Origin of the sequence: Pantoea sp. GL120224-02, from assembly GCF_900215395.1 — a bacterium.
Classification (GTDB): Bacteria; Pseudomonadota; Gammaproteobacteria; order Enterobacterales; family Enterobacteriaceae; genus Pantoea; species Pantoea communis.
Window position 1 is genome coordinate 887,510 of sequence record NZ_OBEC01000001.1, and the last position, 22,778, is coordinate 910,287.

Below are 22,778 nucleotides of genomic sequence, written 5' to 3' on the forward strand. Positions count from 1 at the left end.
GCAATCTACCTACTAGTAGATTGATGACTCTACCGCCGTGAACGAAGACGGTGTAATTAATTGCCACGCGCTAATCATTCAGCTCGGGTAACTGCCTTGTCTTAATTTATGCCATGTTGAGCGAATCTATGAACAAGCCTTCTCTGACGACCGGCCAGACACTCACCCGTCTGGCCGCTATTGCAGTGGTACCATTGATAGTCATCGCGTTATTTCTCTGGGTTGGCGGCTGGTTAACACCGGATAAGTTGACCTCCGATAAGCTCATTACCGTGCTACAAAAATCAGGCGGGGAGCATCCCGGCTCCCGACGCAATCATGCCAAAGGCGTCTGCATCAACGGCAGCTTTGTCGCTAACGGCAATGCCAGCGTGCTGTCGCGTGCCGGGCTGTTTGCACCGGGCGAAACCCCGGTGATCGGGCGCTTTGCTATTGCCGGTGGCAATCCAAACGCCCCGGATTATGCCGTGCCGGTGCGCAGCATGGCGTTAGCGTTTTACCAAAAAGATGGTCAGCAGTGGCGCACCGGGATGAATGCCATGCCGATGTTTCCGGTGAAGAGCGTGGAAGGGTTTTACGATCTGCAAATCGCCACGCTGCCGGATGCCAAAACAGGCAAGCCCGATCCCGCGAAGATTCAGGCCTTTGTAGAAAAACATCCCGAAATCAAACCGTTCTTCGGCTGGGCGCAGCAGTATGTTCCTTCCTCTAGCTGGGCCAGCGATCGCTACAATAGCCTTAACGCCTTCAACTTTATTGATTCGGCCGGCAAGAGCCATGTGGTGCGCTGGAGTATGGTGCCGCACAGCGAGTATCAGCCCATCAATGCCGCCGATAAGAATGACAGCGACTTCCTGCAGAACGATCTGCAACAGCGTCTTGCCAAAGGGCCGCTGCAGTGGGACCTGATCATCACTGTCGCAGACGCGCAGGATAAAAGCAGCGATGCTTCGATTGCCTGGCCAGCGGACCGGCAGACCATCAATGCAGGAACCCTGACTATCAACCAAACCACGCCGCAGCAGCAGGGCGCCTGTAACGATATCAATTACGATTCGCTAATTCTGCCCGAGGGCATCACCGCCTCGGATGATCCGATCCTCAATGCACGTTCATCGGCTTATGCCAAATCCTACAACGCCCGTACCCGTGAACAGGCAGGAGCACACTGATGAAACACACAGAGACTTTCCATCCGGCGTTGCGCGCGATTCACTGGCTGATGGCTGCCGCTATTATGACCATGCTGTTTATCGGCGTGGCCATGGTCGCCACCGTCTCGTCACTGCACAGCTTGCTCGTGGCGATCCATAAGCCGTTGGGCTTAATGATATTGCTGCTGGTGGTGGTGCGATTGTGGCTACGTTTTACCACCGCCAAACCGGCCTTGCCGGAGACGTTATCAAACGGGCAAAAAGCGCTGGCACACCTTTCGCATTGGGCGTTGTACGTAATGATGCTTGCGCAACCTCTTATCGGCTGGGCGATGCTGTCGGCGGCAGGCTATCCGATCAGTCTGGGAGGCAGTGTGGTGCTGCCCCCCATCACGCCAATCAGTAATGATCTGTATGCCTGGTTGCGTCCGCTGCATACCTGGGTTGCTTTAGCCTTGTTCGTTACGGTGATGCTGCATCTTGCCGCCGCGTTGTTCCATGCGCTGATTCTGCGTGATGGCGTCTTCAGAAGTATGACCGGCCGCCGTAAGCGTTCTGAAGCGCCTTGACATCACCGCTGCAGGTCAGTAGGTTCAGTGCCAATTTGCTGATTTGCAGCCATTTCATCTTTGCTGCCGGAGCCCTGCATGACCGTTGAACGTTCGCCTAAAGCCACTGAAATCATTAACCACACCCGAGCGCTGCTCACAGCTGGTGGTTATAAAAGTTTCAGCTATGCCGATTTGGCAGAACGCGTACAAATCCGTAAAGCCAGTATTCATCATCATTTTCCGGGCAAAGCCGACCTGGTGCTGGCGGTGGTCAATGATTATCGTGAGGAGGCACGAGCCGGCATGGCCGCGACCAGTGAGCATTTCAGTGATGATCCGCTGGCTGAGCTGAACGGATATGTGAACTTCTGGGCAACCTGCATTAAGGAAAACAGCTCACCGTTCTGTATTTGCGTGATGCTGGCAGTGGAGCTGCCGACCTTACCGGAAGAGGTGGCGGCTCAAGTCACCGGACATTTCGCCGATCTGTCCGCGTGGCTGGCCGGTGTGCTGCAGAAGGGGGAAAAGCGCGGGGTGTTTATTCTGCGTGAAGGGGCGGAAATGGAGGCCAAATCGCTGATGGCGACGGTGCATGGTGCGATGATTGCCGCGCGCGCGTTTAATAACCCCGAACTGTTCTTACCCATGATTAAACCGGTGCTTAACAGTCTGGTTATTTCCGTTTAATGGCTTTGCGGCCATTTATCTTCGCGACTCTTTCATCAACAACAGAATCACTTTATCCACCAGATAAGGTGCCTGCTTATTTAATTCAGGATCGTTGCGTAATTGCGCAGCAATGTTCAACGCAAATTCGCGAACATTCTGTTTATCCGCTTGCGTTGATTCACAATCTGAAGGACGGCAGTCAGGATATTGGTTAGGAAAATGAATCACACTCACAATGCCCCCTGAAATCATTGCTAAGGTAAGCCGAATAAATATTAATCTACTAGTTGGTAGGCTGGCAGTCAAGGGAGGAATTTGCAGTAGAGCACAGCAGGTTTAAACCTCCGTGATAGCCCGGGTAGGGGCGTTTCGCGCGCTTTCTCACCGCTTCGCCAGTACCGCCTGAAAATAGGAATTTTTACCTTTCGTCGTTTCACAAATCCTCTTAAATTAGCGCCGACGAGCAGTGCAAGTCGCCAACGATTTGGTGTCTTAACAACAATCAAATTAAAAACAATTGCATTCCATTTTTTAATGGTAATGAGGATTTCGATGCTTTTAAAACGCAGCTGCAGTATCGCCATTGTCGCTTTAGTCTGTTTATCAGTTACCGCCTGTGGCATGTCGCATCGTGGTCGTAATACGGCAATAGGTGCGGGTGTTGGTGCTGTGGGTGGCGCGGTATTAACCGGCGGAAGCACCTTTGGTACGCTGGGTGGTGCAGCCATCGGTGGCTTGATTGGTCATGAAGTGAGTCGTTGATTCATCCTGCTGATCTATTTCGTCGCGCACTCAATGCGCGACGAAATAATAACTTTTAAACCTTCATTTTATTCTCCGATTAAATTTTCTTTAACTGGCCAAATACCTGTTTGCCGTTATGGAAGGTTGCTATCACGGGTGCAACATGCGCCACCGCTTCGGCAGAACAACTCGCCGCCACTAACATCATCGTTGCGCTATCCTGCGCCTTCGGCCACTGTTGTTCACCCTGACTATTCAGCGGCAGCACTTCATGGGTGGCGATACCCAAGGCGCGACTCAATGAGAACTCATCCGGGCCACGATACAACTGTGCATAGACATTAGCTTTTTCCAGCATGCTGCCGCTGCCAAAAGGTTGCCAGTGGTCGGCAATGGTATCGGTGCCGGACCATACCGGTACGCCCGCCGCACGCAGTTGCGGCAATGGCATGATCACGCGCCCAATCGGCACGGTGGTGGCGATGCTGAACTGCTGCGCTTTGAGTTCCTCGATCATCGCATCCAGTTCACTCCCCGATAACGTGCCCAGCGCAAACGCATGGCTGATGGTGACTTTGCCTTTTAGCTGCGGATTCTCACGAACCGTTTTCAGCATGTAGCGTATCGCGGCCACACCGTGCGGCTCGGTTTCGTGCAGGTGGATATCCACCGGCGCAGCAAAATCCAGTGCGATGCTGAACATCGTATCCAGCGATTTCTCCATCGCACCATCAACGTTGGTCGGATCCAGGCCGCCGACAAAATTGGCGCCCATTTTCATCGCTTCACGCATCATGCCTTCGACCCTGGACCGCAACAGTCCATGCTGCGGGAAGGCGACAATCTTCACGGTAAAGTCCTGACGGTGGTTAGCAATCGCCTGTTGCAAGTGCGCCAACCCGTCCAGTTTGCTAATCGGGTCGATATTGCAGTGGCTGCGCGCTTCGGTGCTGCCTTTCGATTGCAGCAGGCCAATCAGCTTCTCGGCACGCATTTCGGAGGTCGGCACGATCTCAGGAAGAATCTGCTCTTCCTGATGAATCATATCAATCACGCTTTTACGCGGCAGCGGGGCGCGCCAGCCATCACCATAGAAGGTTTTATCGAGATGGATGTGCATATCGCGCGTTGCAGGCAGCAAAATATGGCCCGCCGCATCCCAGGAGGGAAGGGTGCTACTGAAACCTGCCGCGTGGATACCCGCGATATTTGCGCCGTTGATTTCGATATCGTACAACCCGGTGCGTGTCGCGGTGATCACGTCGTGATGACGTACAAAGGCTTCTTCCAGCCGCACATTCCGCAGCAGATAGTGGCTAACGTCAATCTGCATCAGGTTTTCAGGGGGACAGGCAGTGGCCGCAGCGTTACGGCTACTTATTCCGGCACCGAGCAGCGTACCTGCCGCCGTGAGTTTGATGCCAGCGGAAAGAAAGTCCCGGCGGTTGCCGGAAGTCATGAGGCTCATCGATTATGTTCTCCTTGTAGGGGAGATTCACCCTAGAGGAGCGATAAGCGCTGTGCTGTGATTTTTTCCACTGATAACTATGGAGAAAAGTAATGACGCATCGGACAGCATCGCTATCCGATGTTCTGTAGAAGGGTTAATGATTTTGCGGTTTGGGCATCGGCGGTGTGCCATGAGTATGGAACGTCTCAATGGTTTTCAGGCCCCACGCCTGGCCTTTCTTGCGTTCGCTTTCCGTCCAGACCACCGTCTGCCAGTCTGGCGCGAGTATCAGTCGGGCCCCGGAATTGGCCAGCTCGACGCGATTCCCCGCCGGTTCCCAGACATACAGGAAAAACGTGCCCTGGATGGCATGCTTGTGTGGGCCGGTTTCAATATGCACGCCATTTTCCAGGAAGATGTCGGCCGCGCGCAGTATGTCTTCTCGCGTATCGGTGGCGTAGGTCACATGGTGCAAACGTCCGTTGCCGCCACCGTGCTCTTCAGTACAGGCCAAATCATAGGTTTTATTATTGACGGTGAACCAGCAGCCACCAATCCGCCCATTATCCAGCTGAATCATCTCTGTGACGCGGGAGCCTAAGCAGGTTTCCATAAAGCGCTTGAATTCACTGACATCGGCAGCCAACAGATTGAGGTGATCCAGACGACGCGGACAGGCGCCACGCGCATGGTAACGCTGAGACAGGTTTTTCAGCGACGGGCGTTGGTCATCGGGTGCCTGATAACGGACCGTGTTGTAATAGATCTCAAAAATGTGGCCAAAAGGATCGGTAAAGCGAAATGCCTGTCCGTGACCCTGATCGTCGTTGACCCAACCAAGCACTTCATAGGGGCTGGCTTCAATCGCCGCAACACGCCGTTCCAGCGCAGCCTGTGAAGCGGCGCGATAGGCAATGTGCCCCACGCCAGTCGTGTGATGACGCGTAAGCTTCAAGCTGTGAAACTCATAATCATCCCAGGCGCGCAGCCAGGCGTGATCGTTTTCTTGCGCGGTGACCGTCAAGCCATAAACATTGACAAAGAAGTTGAGGCTCTCTTCAAACTTGTCGGTGTAAAGCTCCACGTGAGCCAGATGCGCAATATCGAAGCAGGGTTCAGAAAGTTGAGATGTCATGATGCCATTCCTATTTATTGAGGGTTTGTGACAGCGCCGGAAGGTCATCCAGTGCTGCGCCCTTTATTTTCAGAGACAGAGAAACATTGCGATGAAGCACAATGCTGATCGCAGCCAGTAACGCGGGTAGCGCGAGAATAAAGAAAATCGCCGACTGCGCCGGGAACGCACCCATCAGCAAGCCGCCAATCGAAGAACTGAGAATCGCACCGGTACGGCCTATGCCGTGCATCCAGCTCACGCCGGTGGCGCGCATTTCGGTAGGATAATAAGCAGGGGAATACACCTGTAGACCATTCTGTGCGCCATTAATACACATGCCGATAATGAAAATGAATACGCCCAGCGCCACCCCGGAAAACGCGAAGATGCCTTGTGCTAGCAAGCAGAGACAACCCAGCAGATAGACCACGCCAATCATTACTCTGGCGTTGCATTTATCCATCAATGCACCGACCAGAATACCACCCAGCGGACCACCAAGCTGGAATAACCCCGCCAGAATCGCCGCTTGTTCGAGGGAAATACCGCCCGAGCGCATAATGGTCGGCAGCCAGCCGTTAAGTAGATAAATCACGAACAGCCCCATAAAGTATGTCACCCACAAAATGATCGTGCCGCGAGCAAAACCGTGGTGGAAGAGCTGGGAGATGGTGCTGTTGCGATTGATCCGGGGAGAGTTGAGCACGAACGCCGTATCCTGCTGAAACTGGCCGCCCATGCGATTAAGCAGAGCAGCAATCTGCGCGCGAGGTGCCCGGCGCACCACCAAATTTAACGCAGATTCGGGCAGCAGATAACCTAATAAGGGCAACATAAGCAGCGGCAGTGCACCGCCGAAAATCAACACCGCATTCCAGTGATAGTGCGCCAGCAACGCGGCCGCGATAAAGCCCCCCAGACCGGATCCGATATTAAAGCCGCTGAACATCAGGGTAATCATCACGCCCTTACGACGCTCAGGCATATATTCTGCCAGCAGCGTGACGCAGTTGGGCATGACCGCGCCCAGCCCGAGCCCGGCAATGAATCGCATCATCGCCATTTGCAGCGGCGTGGTGGCGAAAGCGCAAATCAGACTGAAAGCGGAGAAGATCATAACCGCGAGCAGGATGATTTTTTTTCGGCCAAATCGATCGGATAAGGGACCCGCGATCAATGCGCCAATCGCCACGCCAAACATCGCCGCGCCAAGGATCGGCCCCATCGCGGCGCGAGAGATATGCCACTGCTCAATCAGCGCAGGCGCAATAAATCCCATCACGGCAGCATCGTAACCGTCGAAAATAATGATGATCAGGCAGAGGAATAACACGCGCCACTGAAAGGCGGAAATGGGTCGCGAATCAATCCAGGCTTTGATGTCGACCAGCTTATTTGTATTCATACGTTCGCTCTCTCTTCGGGCACGCAAAGTCTATTGAATGACAAGTCATGATTAACTCATCCAGCTCCACGGTAAGCACCGTGTGGCAGGCTGTCTGTCAAAAAAGGCTTTTAGCGGTATGAGTTACGTTTATATTGTGAGCGAGTTGTCATAATCGACGGTGTCAGTACGGGTTTGTGGTGCCCGGTAGAAAAGCCCTATACGTAAACGGCGTGCAATCTTTGTATGAATTTCGTTTAGGTCGCTGTTGGATGAGCTTCGGCGCTGATGCACTCAATCAGCGCCAATGTAGCCGGGGAATGCAGCGCACCCGCGCGCAACGTGATGCCGATATCACGACGCGTATCGGGTAGGGTGAAGGACAGAGGTTGGAGCACACCTGACTTCAATTCGTACTCCAGCTGGTGCCATGACACCGCCGCCACCATATCGGAGTCCATTAATAAGCCGCGCACGATGGCGAGGTCACCGCTCTCAACCACCGGTTTGGGTACCGGAATATCCAGCGTCGCAAAGGCGTGTTCTAGCAGATGGCGGGCCGGACTGTTTTCTCGCGGCAAAATCCACTGTGTGTCGGCGAGATCGGCAGCGCTTAACGTTCGACCGGCTAACGGATGTTGTGGCCTGGCGAGCAGCACAAGTTCTTCGCTGAACAGCCGCCGATTATCGATATCAGTAACGTTGCTGTCATGACGCAAAGCCCCGACAATCAGATCAACGTCACCTGCACGGAGTTCGGTAATCAGCGTGCTAAAGGCACTTTCGTTGGTCACGACGTTGATCGCCGGATGTGCCGTCACCAGGCGGGCAATCGCGCGGGGCAATAACACACTGCGGCACAAAGGTAGTGCGCCAATATGAACGGTGCCCTGCAGAACACCTTGCTGGGCGGCAAGATCTTCCGGGATATGGCGAATTTCATTCAGGGCGCGGCTAATGTGTGGCGCCATTTCACGCGCGGCAGCTGTCGGCTGCATACCTCGCGGCGAGCGCTGGAACAGCACGATGTTGGCCCCTTTCTCCAGCACCTTTAGCGCGGCACTGACGGCGGGCTGGCTGATGCTCAGCGAACTGGCCACGCTTTGCGTATGCTGCAAATGAAACAGCCTTAAAAATATCTGCAGGCGCCTGACGTTGAACAACCAAATCGGTTCGGCGTCATCCCGCATGGACTCGCGCAGTTTAAATCGAGCGAGAAGTGCAGGTATCTGTTTGAGTTCCTGGAGGGCGCGCTGTGCGCGTGGCAGTACACATTTACCATTCTCGGTGAGCAGCATCCCGCTGGCATGACGTTCAAACAAAGGCGTGGCGAGAGTGTGTTCCAGATCACGTATCGATCGCGTCACCGCCGATTGCGTGCGAAATAAATCTTCCGCAGCCTCCGAGACGGTTCCCCGTTCTGCAATCATACAAAGTGACCTTAGCTGCATGATTTTAATGTGATTAGTGTCTTCCTGTTCCTGCATGCCCTCTGCCCCTGAACCTCTGATAATGATCACAACATAAATAAAAATCATAGCTCGCACAATGAAAGGCATTATTCGCTCACGGTGGTGCGTGTCAGGATAAAAAAAACGCAATAGCAGGGGAACATAATGGAAAACGCAGTGAAAAAGAGTGCCTTGGTGGTCAGTGCCCATTCCGCTGACTTTGTCTGGCGCGCAGGCGGGGCCATCGCGTTGCACAGTGCGAGCGGCTATGACGTGCACGTAGTCTGCCTCTCTTACGGGGAGCGCGGAGAGTCGGCAAAACTATGGCGCAAAGGCAATATGACCGAGCAGACCGTCAAGCAGCATCGACAGGCCGAGGCCGAACGGGCCGCGGATGTGTTAGGTGCCAGCATTGAGTTCTTCGATCTCGGCGATTATCCCCTTCGCGCGAATAAGGAAACGCTGTTTCGCCTCGCCGATGTGTTTCGCCGCGTGCAGCCTCACTTTGTGCTGACGCACTCGATTGCCGATCCTTACAACTACGATCATCCCCTGGCGGCGAATCTCACCCAGGAAGCACGCATCATTGCACAGGCAGAAGGATATCGTCCGGGAGAACCGATTATCGGTGCACCGCCGGTTTACTGTTTTGAACCGCATCAGCCTGAACAATGCCTGTGGAAACCGGATGTGCTGCTGGATATCACCTCGGTTTGGGAAAAGAAATATCAGGCGATTCAGTGCATGGCCGGGCAGGAACACCTGTGGGAATACTACACGCGCGTGGCGCTCCAGCGCGGCGTACAGGCCAAACGTAATACTGGGATTACTTCCACGCGCGTCATCACCCACGGCGAAGGCTATCAGAGTCTGTTCCCACGGGTGACGGAGGATCTTTCATGAGCGGGGTTAACCAGAAAGGCATCGTGGTTACGCAAATTGAGCGTGCCGATTCCGCTCTGATTGCGCAGTTTGCTCGTGCCGGAGTGGCGACCGTCCACGAAGCGCAACAGCGGCAAGGTCTGCTTGATGTGCGTATAAGACCCATTCAGCAAGGTGTCTCGGTAGCCGGTAGTGCGGTCACGGTGCTGGTCTCTCCCGGTGATAACTGGATGTTTCATGTTGCAGTCGAACAGTGTCAGCCGGGCGATGTGCTGTTAGTGTCGCCGACCTCGGATTGCCATGACGGCTTCTTCGGTGATCTGCTGGCCACTTCATTAAAGGCGCGTGGCGTAGTGGCGCTGGTGGGCGATATCGGTATCCGTGACAGCCAGACCCTGCGTGAGATGGGTTTCCCGGTCTGGTCGCGTGCGGTGTTTGCTCAGGGAACGGTAAAAGCCACGCTGGGATCGGTGAACGTGCCGATTATCTGTGCCAGTCAACTGGTTTATCCCGGCGACATTGTGGTCGCCGATGACGACGGCGTGGTGATTGTGCCGCGAGCGGATGCGAACATCGTTGCCGAGGCAACACAACAGCGGGTCGCCAATGAGGAGAGTAAACGAGTAAGACTGGCTGCGGGGGAGCTCGGGCTGGATATTTATCAAATGCGTGGCATGTTAGCGGAGAAGGGATTGCGCTACGTGGAGTCTCTGGATGCCCTGCAAAAGAGTTCGCTATGAAACAATCGCTGATACCCTGTGTCTTAATGCGAGGCGGCACCTCCAAAGCCGCCTGTTTCCTTGCCAGCGATCTGCCAGAAGCGGGGCCGCAACGAGATCGCGTGTTGCTGGCCGTCATGGGTTCACCCGATCCCCGTCAAATTGATGGCATCGGTGGGGCTGATCCGCTGACCAGTAAAGTAGCGATAATTTCTCCCTCCACGCGGCCTGATGCGGATGTCGATTACCTGTTTGCACAGGTTAACGTGCATCAAGCAGTAGTCGATTATGGACAGAACTGCGGCAATATCCTCGCCGCCGTGGCGCCTTTTGCCATTGAGAAGGGCCTGATAAGGGCACAGGGCGACATCACGCGCGTGCGCATCTTTATGGTCAACACCGGGCAAATCGCAGTGGCGCAATTTGCCACGCCCGATGGCACGGTGGAATATCAGGGCGAGACCCAGATAGACGGCGTGCCCGGTTTTAGCGCAGAGCAAATTTTGCAATTCGAGGATATTGCAGGCTCCAGCTGCGGATCGCTGTTACCGACCGGAGAGGCGCGTAATCGGTTTGACGGGATTGAGGTGACCTGCATCGATAACGGTATGCCCGTGGTGATCCTGCGTGCTGAGGATGTGGGATGCACTGGACAGGAAACCCGTGAACAGCTGGAGAGTAATGCCGGGTTAAAAGCGCGTCTGGAGTCCATCCGCTTACAAGCAGGTCCGCTGATGAACCTTGGAGATGTGACCAAACGAACTGTGCCGAAAATGACCCTGATTGCGCCGCCCGCTAATGGCGGTGCGCTATCCACGCGAACATTTATTCCCCATCGCTGTCACGCCTCTATAGGCGTACTGGGCGCGGTGAGTGTGGCTACAGCCTGCCTGATCCCCGGTTCCGTGACGCAGGGCATCGCGCAGATTACCGATGCCAGGCAGCAGCGTCTGGCGGTAGAGCATCCCAGCGGCGAGTTTAGCGTGATGCTGACCCGTGATGAGGCAGGGAAGGTGACGCAAAGCGGCCTGATACGTACGGCACGTTTGTTATTCGACGGGCGGGTCGCCATTCCAGGCTCACACTAAAACACGAATTACCCTGCACGCTGACGTTCTCCTGTGCTGACAACCTTATGGGTTGTCGGCATTCTTCATTCGCTCTGCAAAATCTTCGTTTCCACGCGTGACTGCGTGCTCCTACTCACACTGCCTGGCCAGACTCCTTATTTTCCTTAAATAAATGTCGCCTGATTCATTATTAATGTGACAAGTGTGCGCACGGTGTGTCTTTAATGTTACGAGTCAGTATATTTAATAGCGAGGTTTTTAAAGATTTAATGGCGCAGGAATTAAGTGTTCTGAAAGTGATAATTGTTTTTGGTTTGTTAAATTAAATCATTCCGGCTGTTATTAAAATACAATAACTCAATGCTTGTTAAAATTACGTATTATTGATGTTGAGCTTATGTCTACGGTAATTGTAACCCTGCTAAATAATAAGATAATCGCATCATTACGGGCTGCACGCCGATTCTTTCACTCTTCAGTGCATCATAATTAACGCTCAAAACCACGCTAAAACCTTGAATTAGGTTGATTAAAATCAAAAATTCCTCATAAATTAACGCTCTCATTACATTTAATTCACATGAAAATCATTCATTTATACAGCGAATTTTTTCTTTTTGTTACAAGTTACCCCTTTAATTTGGATGCCTTTATGTAAACGAAAATATAGAATAATTTACAGAAAAATTCTTATTACGAGCCGTGTCGATACCTACGCCTGCAAGTGTTATCGACAGACATTTCGTTAACAATCGTGATTTATTTTCCCCGTTCTTTCTCCGGAACGAACGCCGAAGTGAATATCCTATTTCCCAGACGTCACCTGTCTGGAAAATAAACTGTGGTTGTTGCTCGTAGTTAAGAGAAAGACGACAGTGCGGCACCGATTTCAACTTGTTATGCACGAGCTTGCTTCATCTCACTTCATAACATGTGAAACGGCGCTGGATTGCCGTTAACTCATTCGGTCACTCAAAAAAAGAAGATAGTCATGCTAAGTAACGATCTTACATCGCTGATCACGCGTATTGACTTCGCGCTAATTTCATCCATTCACATCATTTTTCCCCCGCTAACCATTGGACTGGCTGCACTGTTGTTCATCTCTGAACTGATGTGGGTCAGGAAGCAAGATGAGCAGTGGTATCGCCTGTGTCGCTTCTTTGAAAAGCTGTTTATCGTTAACTTCGGTGCTGGCGTGGCAACCGGTGTCACCATGGAAATGGCCTTCGGTATTCTTTATGGTCGCTTCTCGCAGGCTGCCGGGCCGTTCTTTGGTCAGGTGCTCGGCTATGAGACCATCACCGCCTTTATGTACGAAGCCGGCTTTATCGGACTGATGATTTTTGGCTGGGGCAAGATCAGCAAAGGGATGCACCTGTTTGCGACCTTTAACGTGGCGCTCTCTTCTACGCTTTCTGCGATGTGGATCCTGGTGGCTAACTCCTGGATGCAAACGCCAACCGGTGTTGAACTGCATAACGGTATTTTCATCGTAACTGACTGGCTGGCCGCGCTGTTTAATCCGAATGCGCGCAGTGCTTTTCCGCACATGCTGCTGGCAAGCTTCGAGCTCTCGCTCTGCTTCGTGGTGGCGACCTGCGCCTGGTATGTGCTGAAACAGCGTCATGTTGATCTGTTCCTGAAGCCGCTGAAGTATTCACTGATGGCGCTGGCCGTGGTCGCCGCCGTTCAGATCTATATGGGTGACGTGCTGGGTGAAGCCACGCTGGAACATAAACCGGCGGCGCTGGCAGCAATGGAAGGGCACTACGATACTTATGATTCTGCGGGTAACGTCAACAGTGCCTGGCACATCCTGGGTTGGCCAAATAAAGAAGGCACGGGCCTCGCATGGTCCATCGATATCCCGCACGGTTTAAGCCTGATTGAAACCAAAACCTGGAACGGTACGGTAACGGGCCTGAACAGCTTCCCGAAAGATCAGCAACCGCCTGTGGTGTTGCCGTTCTACGCTTTCCGCGCCATGTCAGGTGCTGCGGGTGCCATGTTGCTGGTGAGCCTCTGGGGCGTCTGGCTGATTGCACGTCGTCGCATGACCGCTGAGCTGGCTCCGCGCAATAAGCTGTTCCTGGCGCTGGCCGTTATTATGGTGATCCTGCCTTATATCGCAGTGATTGCGGGCTGGTGGACGCGCGAAATTGGCCGTCAGCCGTGGATCGTGTATGGCCTGATGCGCACCGAAGACGGTATGAGTCCAATGACCCTGGGTCTGGCGATCTTCTGGCTGGTGGGCTTTGCCATCTTTGAAACCGCTGTGGTGGCGGGCACCATCTGGTTCCTCGCTAAAGTGGTGCGTATGGGTCCTGATTTGACCAGCAAAATCCCGGGCGAGGGGCATGAGCATTTGGGTCACCTTGAAATGCCTGCCAGTGGTCATGCTGACCATCCTGAATATATCCGTCCGGTTTGATGGGAGATTAAATCCATGGACATGCTTAATTCGACTCAGCACTTCCTGATCATCGCCTGGTGGTTAGCATTTGGTATCAGCGTTCTTTTATATATCGCGCTGGATGGCGCCGACCTGGGGGCGGGGATCTTCTCGCTCTTCGTTCGCGACCATGATGAACGTGGCGCGATCATGTCGGCAATGGCTGGCACCTGGGATGCCAACGAAACCTGGCTGATCGTCGCCGGTGGTATTATGTTCGGCACATTCCCGTTTGTGTACGGTTCGGCATTTAGCTACCTGATGGTGCCAATGGCGCTGGTGTTGTGGGGCATTATGTCCCGCGCGGTGGCACTGGAGTTTCGTCATCTGGCCTCGCCATTCTGGCAGAAGTTTTCTGACGGCATCTTCGGTGTCGCCAGTCTCGCGGTGACTTTCTTTGGTGGGATGAGCGTTGGTGCGTTGCTGCAAGGTTTCCAGATGGATTCGCCAGCTCAAGGGGTTCCAACCTATGTGGGCGGCGCATTTAACTTTATTTCAGCGTTCTCCATCTGGACCGGCGTGGCTTCCTGCGTGGCAATGACGCTGGCAGGCGTGCTGTTCGTACGTGCTCGCTTCGAGAAAAATGAACCGATTCGTCAGGATGCAGCACGTTGGACGGCGGTGATCTTCTGGTTAGCTATCGCTGCCGTGGTGATTACCTGGGTGTGGAGTGCGGTGATCTTCGACTGGGCACGTGCGAAATGGTTTGGTCCGCATTTCTGGATCTGGGGCCTGTTTGGCTTAATCGCTCTGGTCTGTATTGATCAGGTGCGTCGTGACACCCTGAAGGACAAAGATTTTGCAGCGGTGATGTGGTTCAATGGCGCGGCATTTATTCTGGGCTTCGGTATGTTACTGACCATGTTCCCGTGGATCGTGCCAGGCACCTGGACCATCTGGGCGGGCGCAAGCCCTCAGGTTTCGCTGATTACCTTTACCATGACCATGGGCGGTTTTGTTCCGGTAATGCTGATGTACAACTGGTATCAGATCTGGGTATTCCGCGGCCGTATCTCCAAGCTGGTTGGTCACGGGGGACACTAAGACATCATGTCTGCTAGTTCCCCTCCAAGTGGAATGGCAGCCCGCCTGGCGGAACGTTGGCTTTCGAGCCTGCGCCGCCAGGCAGGCGGTTTATTTTCACTGTCCATCAGTATGGCGGCGCTCAATGCCATACTGATGATTGCACAGTGTTGGCTGTTAGCCTGGCTTATCAGCAACGCCGTCCTCGGTGGTAAAACCTTCACCGCGCTATTGCCTTATCTCTTATTGCTGCCGGTTGTGATGTTGCTGCGCGCGGGTATCGATATCCTGCGTCAGGGTTTTGCGTTTGAAGCCTCCGCACGTATCCGTCAGGGATTGCGCGGGATGTTGTTAGATCGCATCGCCACACTGGGGCCCGCCTGGAGCCAGCATCAACGTACGGGCAGTATCGCCAGCTCACTTGGTGAGGGCGTCGAAGCTATCGAAGCTTATTTTTCTGGTTTCCTTCCGCAAAAAATCATCATCGGCATTGTGCCGCTTGCCATTCTGGTGGCGCTTTTTCCTTTTGACTGGGTTTCCGGCTTGATCATGTTGATCACCGCGCCGCTGGTGCCGTTGTTCATGATCGTGGTAGGAAAGGGCGCGGAGAAAATGAGCCTCAAGCAGTGGCACAAACTCAGCCTGATGAGTGCGCACTTCTTTGATGTGATTGCTGGCCTGACAACGTTACGCCAGACCCATGCTGCACGCCGACAAGCGAACATCATCGCAGCGATCTCGGACAGCTATCGTCAGACCACCATGAAGGTGTTGCGGCTGGCATTCCTTTCATCATTGGTGCTGGAATTTTTTGCCACCATCAGCACCGCGATGGTAGCGGTGTATGTTGGATTCCGTCTGTTCTATGGCGAAATGGGCTTCCTGCCGGGGCTGTTTGCCTTGTTGCTGGCACCGGAATTTTTCCGTCCGCTGCGCGATTTGGGCACGCACTATCATGCCCGAATGGATGCAATTGGCGCGACGGAAGGTCTACTGGCGATCCTCAATGCTGAAGCGCCGGAATCGTCACAGGGTAATGACGCGCTCCCGGCGAAACCTCGTGAAATCAACGTCGAAGGCGTGAGCTATCAGTATGAAGAGGGCGGCGGCGTTACCGATGTTTCCTTTACTTTACGCAGCGGGGAAACACTGGCGATCGTCGGCACCAGCGGTGCCGGTAAAACCACCTTATCGCGAATGCTACTGGGCTTTATCGCGCCGAACTCAGGACGCATCGTCATTGATGGCAAGGATCTTTCTTCATTAGATCTTCCTGCATGGCAGCAACAGATTGGTTGGCTCCCGCAGCGACCCACTATGTTTGCCGGTTCGATTGCGGAAAATATTCTGTTGTCGCGTTCGGGTATCAGCCAGGCAGAGGTTGAAGCAGCGGCACAGTTGGCTCAGGCTGACACTTTTATCCATTCGTTGCCGGCGCAATATGATTACCGCCTGGGTGATGGTGGAAAAGGGCTGTCCGGTGGGCAGATTCAGCGTATTGCAATGGCCCGCGCCGTATTGATTTCGCCACCGGTGGTGATACTTGATGAACCTACGGTCGCGCTGGATCGCCAGACGGCACAGCAGATGATTGCCGCCTTGGGTGATGCATTACCGGATAGCGCACGCTTGATCATCACCCACGATACGGAGATTGCCGCCACGGCCGACCGCGTTATCGTGCTGGAGAAAGGGCGTGTGGTTGAAGCAGGGACGCCGCAAGCATTGCGCGATCAGGCTGGCGTCTTCGCTGAACTCGAGCGTCTGCAAACAGGAGACCTCGCATGAAGGATCTTTGCCATCTCTTGCGCCTGGCGCGTCCATGGCGTTTCCGCATGGCGGTGGGAATATTGCTCTCTGTGATTGTGATTCTCTCCAACGTGGCACTGCTTGCCTTGTCAGGCTGGTTTATTACGTCCATGGCGCTGGCTGGCGTGGGCTCACTGGCACTGGAGTTTTTCACTCCGGCTGCAGCGATTCGTGGGCTCGCGGTATTGCGTACCTTCGCGCGTTATCTGGAAAGATTGGTGACGCACGATGCAACTTTGCGCTTGTTGTCGGTTTTACGTGTCTGGTTCTATCAGCAGTTAGCCCATCTTGCGCCTGCGCGACTGCAGGATTTTCGCGATGGGGATGTGCTGGCGCGTTTTCGCGCTGATATAGATAGCCTCGACAATTTCTATCTGCGTATTTTGACGCCGGCCATTGCAGGGCTGATCTCGTCGCTCATCATTTTGGCAGGAATTTGCTGGTTCTCACCTTCAGTGGCCTTGATTGATGCGGTGGTGCTGATACTTGCGGGCGTGGTCGTGCCGTGGATTGTGGCCTCACTGACGCAAGCCTGTGGCAACCAGATCGCTACCGTGCGCTCATCCGTTCAGGCCGCATCCACCGATTTGGTGCGTGGATTAGCAGAGTTACAGATGGTCGGAGCCGTTAGTCATCAAACCGATCATCTGCGCCAGCTTTCTCAGCAACTGATCAGCGCACAGCGTCGGCAAGCCTGGACCAGCGCCAGCGGCGGGGCGATCTGCGCCTTAATGGGACAGCTCGGGTTATTTTTCGCCTTTATCCTGCTCTTCAACACCGGGCACGCGAGCGGCATTTCTGCCAGTGAAATCGTGATGTTGCTGTTCACCATCCTGGCGAGCACTGAAGCGGTGGCCGGGTTGCCCGCTGCTTTTGCTGCACTCGGCACTACGCGCGCAGCGGCACGCCGTCTGTTCTCCATGACGGAGCTGAAACCGGCGATTGTCCTGCCTGAAACCAGCCCGATACCGGAAAGCAGCGAGTTGTCATTTTCTTCCGTGACAATGCGTTACACGCCTGACGCGCCTAATGTACTGGATAAGCTGAGCTTTACCGTGCCGGTCGGCCATTGTCTGGCGATTTTAGGTCCCAGCGGAGCAGGAAAAACCACCGTACTGAATCTGGTGCAAGGATTCTGGGAAACGACAGCAGGGGATGTGTCTATCGGCGGTCGTCCGGTCAGGGCGCTCTCTGAAGATACACTGCGTCAGATGATCTCAGTGGTTGGCCAGAAAACCTATCTCTTCAACGCATCGATTCGAGACAACCTGCGCCTGGTTGCACCGGATGCGGATGACGAGGCTTTATGGGATGCACTGGCGCGCGCCGCTTTAGACGACGAAGTCCGCGCATTTCCGCTGGGGCTCGACACCCTGGTGGGAGAATTAGGAGGGCGTCTGTCTGGTGGTCAGGCCCGCAGGATTGGGATTGCTCGCGCGTTTCTTTCCCATGCGCCGATCGTGTTGCTGGACGAGCCCACTGAAGGGCTAGACGCAGTAAATACCGAATTAGTACTTAACTGCTTGAAAGAACTCATTAAGGGTAAAACCACGCTGCTGGTGACCCATCAGATCCAGCCACTTTCCCTCGCGGACAGTCGGTTACTGCTCGATAAACAATAACAAGAGCAGGGATCTGTTTTTTGGTTTATTTACATCTGCTTAGGGGCAATCTGAGCAGATGCTTAATCAATACAAAAATAAACTTGTGAGACAACTGACCAGGGATCACCATGGATAAAATGACAAACTCCAAAACCCGACGAAAACATATTCGTTTCCCACATCTGCTGATTGATCAAATCGAAGAGAGTATGAAGAGCGAAAACATTCAAAACTTCTCAGCCTGGGTTGTCGAAGCCTGTCGTCTGAAAGCGCGGGAAGCTGGCAACGGAAAGAAGTAATTCATCATTTCCCGTTGGTGGCAGGTCATCATCGCTGACGTGTTACGGACGGGAAACCTCATCTGATTTGACTCTTCAAATTTTCATTTCAGGCCTGTGCCCGATGCCAGAAACCGTCGCATTAGTGGAACGCTATAGAGCACATCCAGCTCAGCAAAACGCACGCATTTCCCAGGAGGTCACTTTAACTTAGCCAGATAATAAAAGTACGGGTAATGTATATTATGTTAAATTAGGTATCGGGTTGCGCACGCCAGACTGAACTGGGCTATCTCCTACTGATATTTGATTGCATTGCTGTGAATGGCCAGCGCCCCATGCTGACGTAAACGACTTACGTTTCTCACTTAGCATCGAACCCTCCACTCTGCTTAGCCGTTCACATTGTAAATGGCTCATCATGGGCCATGCCGCTTAACTCATGAAAACTGCTCGCTCGCATGAGACAAGTACACATGAAGGCGCCCTGTATGTGATCTTCAATGTAGAGTTATCTTCACTCTCATCCTGATAAGCATGGCTAAGTTATCAATACACCCTTCATTAAACGTTTAAAATGCCGCCAAATTAAGGCGTCGCTACGCCAATCTTTGGCAACAATCCCTCACAAAAAATCTCAGAATTCACGTAGCGACGTCAGAGAATGCAGCGTTCAGCCAGTGTCCTAAACCGACAATCATTCAAATCCCGATATGATTCTTAACCGCTATCTCAGGCGTTTTTCCTGCCATCAACTACAGTTAACTGATTCAAACCCCAGCAAAAAAAACATCATGCCCTTTTCGCTCACCACACATCTGTTCGCGCGGCTACGTCTGTTGATATCGATTGTTGCCGGGGTCGTCTGCTATTTCTTACTGCCTGCAAAACTGGGAGAACTGCAACGCGTGCTGATTGGCTGGAATGTGCTGGCGTGGCTTTATCTGTGGTTTATCTGGTTTCGCATGCTGCGTACCGATGCTGGCGAGATCAAACGTATCGCTCAGATGCAAGATCAGAGCGCTGCGTTAGTTTTGGGTATGGTCATTGTGGCCTGCATGATCAGCATCGTGGCAATCATGAGCGAACTGCCGGCGCTCAAACATCTCACCGGCACGCCACGCGTGTTACATCTGCTGCTGACGGCCATGACATTGATTGTCTCATGGGCATTACTGCCAAGTTCGTTTGGCATGCATTATGCGCATCAACACTATTTGCATCGCAGTCAAAATGTCACGCCCATGATATTCCCGGAAAAACCGGACGAACCGGCATACTGGGATTTTCTCTATTTCTCATTCACCATCGCGGTTGCATCACAGACCGCTGATGTGGCAACGGGCACCACCGAAATGCGCAAGCTGGCGCTGCTGCAATCGGTGATCTCGTTTATTTTCAATCTGGCCATTCTGGGATTGTCGGTGAATGTGGGGGCCGGATTGCTGAGTTAACGCTTAACGACGTCCTTTATTAATTGAGGCAGACCAGTTGAAGTCACTGACTTCGCTGGCAGATTGCGCTTCAGGTTTCTTGCGGCGCGCAGGTGTTTTCTTTGCTTTGTCCGCTTTGGCTTTTTCTTTGGCTAGCTTGCTGGTCATGACTTGCTGACGCGCATCTGCGGTATATTCTTTCTCTTTTTTCGCATCAGGCTCTTTACCACTGCGCTGGCGATGTTTTTCCATTAACCCTTTGAAGATTTCATCCACTTCACTTCGCTCAGCTTCATTGAACTGGTCGATTGAAATCATTTTCTTATCGCTCATCGCGTTATTTCCTCAGTAAATGGCTAAGCTCAAGTCTACACCATTGCTGCCGGCACGGCTTTCTTGTAATCTTGCCCGCCAATCATCCGCCTGCAAATTAGGACGTAATATGACCCCTCACTCTTCTAAAGATCCCATGCACGGCGTGACGCTGGAAATGATTGTTAATGCGTTAGTGGTGCGTTATGGCTGGGTTGAACTCAGTAAACTCATCAATATTAACTGCTTTAAAAACGATCCCAGCGTAAAATCCAGCCTCAAATTCCTGCGTCGCACTCCATGGGCGCGTGCTGAAGTGGAAGCGCTGTACCTGGATTCTCTGGATGAACCCGACACACAAAATTCAGCTGACAGCGATTTTAATCCCTGGACCCAGGGCCACTGATAATCACAGCGGCTTACCCTCTCTTCCCCCTTTCCTTTTGATGACAACCTTGCCAGCGTCATCACATTTTCCAATGACAGGCTGCCTTGTAACTTCTTTTCTCGCGTGACAATATCGATACATGTATATACATGTATCGCCTATTGCAAACACAACTGATAAACAAAAATAACATAACGCACTGCGTTCATTGTTTCAGCGAGGAAACTATGTCAGCCGAATCACCTGCAGCCGATTATTCAGGCAGAGAAAACCAGCGCCTGTCTGAAACCCGATCTATCGATTACATCCCGCTCCGTGAACGTCATGGCCACCCTTTTAGCCAGTTCACACTCTGGTTCGGCGGTAATCTGCAAATCACCGCCATTGTCACCGGTGCGCTCGCCGTGGTGCTGGGCGGCGATGTGGTGTGGTCGCTTGTGGGCCTGTTAGTGGGCCAGATTATTGGTGCCGCCATCATGTCGTTGCATGCCATTCAGGGCCCACGTCTTGGCTTACCGCAGATGATCACCAGTCGCATGCAGTTTGGCGTGTTTGGTGCGGTGATCCCGCTGCTGCTGGTATGCATTATGTATGTTGGATTTTCGGCAAGTGGCACCGTGCTGGCCGGTCAGGCACTGGCAAAGCTGATTAATGTGAGCAACGCGACGGGTATGATCCTGTTCAGCGCCATCATTGTGGTGATTGCGGTGCTCGGTTATCGGGTGATTCACAAGTTGGGTAAAGTGGCGAGTGTGATCGGTGTGCTGGCCTTCGCTTATCTGTTCATCACCCTGCTTTCCACGCATGATTTGTCGGCCGTGTGGCAAAATCAGCACTTCACGATTGCCAACTTCCTGCTGGCCGTTTCACTCTCATCCTCCTGGCAGATAGCCTTTTGCCCGTATGTGTCTGATTACTCACGCTACCTGCCGGCTAACGTCTCGGCGAAAAAGCTGTTCAGTTCGGTGTTTTTCGGCACCGTTTTAGGCACCCAAGCCTCAATGACGTTGGGCGTGATTGTGGCGGCGATTGCCGGAAAAGCGTTTTCCGGTAATGAAGTGGGATATATCGTGGGTCTGGGCAGTAGCGCGACCATGGCAATGGTGATCTACTTTGCTATCTGTTTTGGCAAGATTACCTTCACTACCCTGAATGCTTACGGCAGCTTTATGTCACTCACCACCATCGTGTCAGGCTTCCGGCAGCAAACGTCCCTCAGCCGTGGCGGTCGGGTTCTGTTTGTGGTGTTGATGGTCACGATCGCCTGCATCATCGCCCTGATCAGTGAACCGGCCTTCCTTAAGTCGTTTACCCATTTCCTGTTGTTCCTGCTGGCCTTCTTTGTTCCGTGGAGCGCAATCAGCCTTACCGATTTTTATCTCATCACCAAAGGGCGCGTGGATATTCCGGCACTTTCACAGCCTGATGGTCGTTATGGGCGCTGGAACTGGGCAGGGATTGTGGTCTATTTCCTGGGTGTGATGGTGCAACTGCCGTTTATTGATAATCCGCTGCACCATGGCTCATTGACCTGGATATTTGCAGGCAATGATGTGTCGTGGATTATTGGCTGGTTTGTCACCGCATTGCTGTGGTTAGCCGCACGCCGACTGGATCGTCGGGGCGCGTTGGCAGAGTCTATCTATCCTGTAGAGTGACGTTGTCACGGCCGCCAGTTCAGGCGGCCGTATGACTTACTTATCGTTGGTAAACCGTCCCACAATGGTGGCAGCCCCCAAGGTATGGCCTTTCAATTTGGCGATCAACTCATCATGTGTCAGTCCGCCAGGTAATTGATTTACCGGCAAATCTGTTGCCACCATCACGAAGTTATAATGATGTATGCCACTTCCCACTGGTGGGCATGGACCGTAATAACTTGTGGTGCCCGGCGAATTCTTACCTCCAGTGTATCCTTCGCCTTTACTTAATTCGCCCTGCGCAAACTGCGTGCGATCCGCCGCGATGTTATAGGCCACCATATGTGTCACGCCTAAGCCTTTTCCTCCTACGGGATCGGTCAGCATCAGCGCAAAGCTACGGGTGCCGGCCGGTGCATTTGACCAGCTTAGAGCGGGAGATACATTGTCGCCGGTGCATGACGGGTTACTTTTGTTGTTGCCTGCAAAGGTTTTATCCAGCATGGCACTGTCGTTAAAATCCGATGATTGCAGCGTAAATATCGGGGCAGCCAGCACGGTTCCCGGAAGCAACGCCAATAATAGTGCGCGTTTGAACATCATCATTTCTCACTCCTGTTGATGAAAAAATCAGCCAAAACATCA

General features: G+C 53.1%; 22 protein-coding genes. 15 read left to right on the forward strand and 7 right to left on the reverse strand.

What is annotated here, in order from left to right; genetic code table 11:
• Positions 1-128: 128 nt before the first annotated feature.
• From CRO33_RS04075 to CRO33_RS04085, 3 genes are all read left to right on the forward strand, one after another.
• Positions 129-1,172: a catalase family peroxidase gene (locus CRO33_RS04075; RefSeq protein WP_097117129.1), complete on the forward strand. Its 1,044-nt coding sequence runs from the start codon at positions 129-131 to the stop codon at positions 1,170-1,172.
• Positions 1,172-1,723: a cytochrome b gene (locus CRO33_RS04080; protein ID WP_097117130.1), complete on the forward strand. Its 552-nt coding sequence runs from the start codon at positions 1,172-1,174 to the stop codon at positions 1,721-1,723. The genes CRO33_RS04075 and CRO33_RS04080 overlap by 1 nt, the downstream gene beginning before the upstream one ends.
• Before the next feature lie 78 nt (positions 1,724-1,801).
• Complete coding sequence (locus CRO33_RS04085) at positions 1,802-2,392, forward strand: TetR/AcrR family transcriptional regulator (protein WP_097117131.1); 591 nt, start codon at positions 1,802-1,804, stop codon at positions 2,390-2,392.
• A gap of 15 nt (positions 2,393-2,407) precedes the next feature.
• Here CRO33_RS04085 and CRO33_RS04090 read toward each other — a convergent pair whose 3' ends face one another.
• Entirely contained in the window at positions 2,408-2,608 is a 201-nt protein-coding gene (locus CRO33_RS04090; RefSeq protein WP_097117132.1) for a hypothetical protein, read from the reverse strand.
• Positions 2,609-2,926: 318 nt separating this feature from the next.
• On the opposite strand from CRO33_RS04090, the gene CRO33_RS04095 reads away from it, so the two are divergent.
• Entirely contained in the window at positions 2,927-3,136 is a 210-nt protein-coding gene (locus tag CRO33_RS04095) for a glycine zipper 2TM domain-containing protein (RefSeq protein WP_034823502.1), read from the forward strand.
• Between the two features lie 79 nt (positions 3,137-3,215).
• On the opposite strand, the gene CRO33_RS04100 is transcribed toward CRO33_RS04095, so the two are convergent.
• The 4 genes from CRO33_RS04100 to CRO33_RS04115 form a co-directional block, all read right to left on the reverse strand.
• Positions 3,216-4,586, reverse strand: a complete 1,371-nt coding sequence (locus tag CRO33_RS04100; protein WP_097117133.1) for an amidohydrolase — start codon at positions 4,584-4,586, stop codon at positions 3,216-3,218.
• Positions 4,587-4,722: 136 nt separating this feature from the next.
• On the reverse strand, positions 4,723-5,703 hold the full coding sequence (locus tag CRO33_RS04105) for a VOC family protein (RefSeq protein WP_097117134.1): 981 nt from the start codon (positions 5,701-5,703) through the stop codon (positions 4,723-4,725).
• A 10-nt stretch (positions 5,704-5,713) separates the two neighbouring features.
• On the reverse strand, positions 5,714-7,090 hold the full coding sequence (locus tag CRO33_RS04110) for an MFS transporter (RefSeq protein ID WP_097117135.1): 1,377 nt from the start codon (positions 7,088-7,090) through the stop codon (positions 5,714-5,716).
• 236 nt (positions 7,091-7,326) lie between these two features.
• The gene (locus tag CRO33_RS04115; protein WP_097117271.1) at positions 7,327-8,556 is read right to left on the reverse strand and encodes a LysR family transcriptional regulator; all 1,230 of its coding nucleotides are present in this window, start codon (positions 8,554-8,556) and stop codon (positions 7,327-7,329) included.
• Positions 8,557-8,685: 129 nt separating this feature from the next.
• Between CRO33_RS04115 and CRO33_RS04120 the strand changes: the two genes are divergently transcribed.
• The 9 genes from CRO33_RS04120 (at position 8,686) to CRO33_RS04160 (ending at position 19,814) form a co-directional block, all read left to right on the forward strand.
• On the forward strand, positions 8,686-9,423 hold the full coding sequence (locus CRO33_RS04120; protein WP_097117136.1) for a PIG-L deacetylase family protein: 738 nt from the start codon (positions 8,686-8,688) through the stop codon (positions 9,421-9,423).
• A complete protein-coding gene (locus CRO33_RS04125) occupies positions 9,420-10,142 on the forward strand; it encodes a 4-carboxy-4-hydroxy-2-oxoadipate aldolase/oxaloacetate decarboxylase (protein ID WP_097117137.1) in 723 nt (240 codons plus the stop codon). Before CRO33_RS04120 ends, CRO33_RS04125 begins: the two co-directional genes overlap by 4 nt.
• Positions 10,139-11,209, forward strand: coding sequence for a 4-oxalomesaconate tautomerase (locus tag CRO33_RS04130; protein ID WP_097117138.1), 1,071 nt, complete (start codon positions 10,139-10,141; stop codon positions 11,207-11,209). The genes CRO33_RS04125 and CRO33_RS04130 overlap by 4 nt, the downstream gene beginning before the upstream one ends.
• Positions 11,210-12,182: 973 nt before the next feature.
• The gene (locus CRO33_RS04135) at positions 12,183-13,625 is read left to right on the forward strand and encodes a cytochrome ubiquinol oxidase subunit I (protein WP_097117139.1); all 1,443 of its coding nucleotides are present in this window, start codon (positions 12,183-12,185) and stop codon (positions 13,623-13,625) included.
• Between the two features lie 15 nt (positions 13,626-13,640).
• On the forward strand, positions 13,641-14,690 hold the full coding sequence (locus tag CRO33_RS04140; RefSeq protein WP_034823522.1) for a cytochrome d ubiquinol oxidase subunit II: 1,050 nt from the start codon (positions 13,641-13,643) through the stop codon (positions 14,688-14,690).
• 6 nt (positions 14,691-14,696) lie between these two features.
• Positions 14,697-16,457, forward strand: coding sequence for a thiol reductant ABC exporter subunit CydD (gene cydD / locus CRO33_RS04145; protein ID WP_255253238.1), 1,761 nt, complete (start codon positions 14,697-14,699; stop codon positions 16,455-16,457).
• Complete coding sequence (cydC, locus tag CRO33_RS04150) at positions 16,454-18,100, forward strand: thiol reductant ABC exporter subunit CydC (RefSeq protein ID WP_097117141.1); 1,647 nt, start codon at positions 16,454-16,456, stop codon at positions 18,098-18,100. The genes cydD and cydC overlap by 4 nt, the downstream gene beginning before the upstream one ends.
• Positions 18,101-18,210: 110 nt before the next feature.
• A complete protein-coding gene (locus CRO33_RS04155) occupies positions 18,211-18,381 on the forward strand; it encodes a YlcI/YnfO family protein (RefSeq protein ID WP_072050617.1) in 171 nt (56 codons plus the stop codon).
• Between the two features lie 773 nt (positions 18,382-19,154).
• On the forward strand, positions 19,155-19,814 hold the full coding sequence (locus tag CRO33_RS04160) for a DUF1345 domain-containing protein (RefSeq protein ID WP_097117142.1): 660 nt from the start codon (positions 19,155-19,157) through the stop codon (positions 19,812-19,814).
• Between the two features lie 3 nt (positions 19,815-19,817).
• Here the strand turns inward: CRO33_RS04160 and CRO33_RS04165 are convergent, their stop codons facing one another.
• Complete coding sequence (locus CRO33_RS04165; protein ID WP_034823530.1) at positions 19,818-20,126, reverse strand: hypothetical protein; 309 nt, start codon at positions 20,124-20,126, stop codon at positions 19,818-19,820.
• Between the two features lie 109 nt (positions 20,127-20,235).
• Here CRO33_RS04165 and CRO33_RS04170 point away from each other — a divergent pair, with 109 nt between their 5' ends.
• Complete coding sequence (locus tag CRO33_RS04170; RefSeq protein WP_097117143.1) at positions 20,236-20,511, forward strand: VF530 family DNA-binding protein; 276 nt, start codon at positions 20,236-20,238, stop codon at positions 20,509-20,511.
• A gap of 209 nt (positions 20,512-20,720) precedes the next feature.
• The gene (locus CRO33_RS04175; RefSeq protein ID WP_058960550.1) at positions 20,721-22,151 is read left to right on the forward strand and encodes a purine-cytosine permease family protein; all 1,431 of its coding nucleotides are present in this window, start codon (positions 20,721-20,723) and stop codon (positions 22,149-22,151) included.
• Between the two features lie 36 nt (positions 22,152-22,187).
• Here CRO33_RS04175 and CRO33_RS04180 read toward each other — a convergent pair whose 3' ends face one another.
• The gene (locus tag CRO33_RS04180) at positions 22,188-22,739 is read right to left on the reverse strand and encodes a YbhB/YbcL family Raf kinase inhibitor-like protein (protein WP_034823536.1); all 552 of its coding nucleotides are present in this window, start codon (positions 22,737-22,739) and stop codon (positions 22,188-22,190) included.
• Positions 22,740-22,778: the final 39 nt, after the last annotated feature.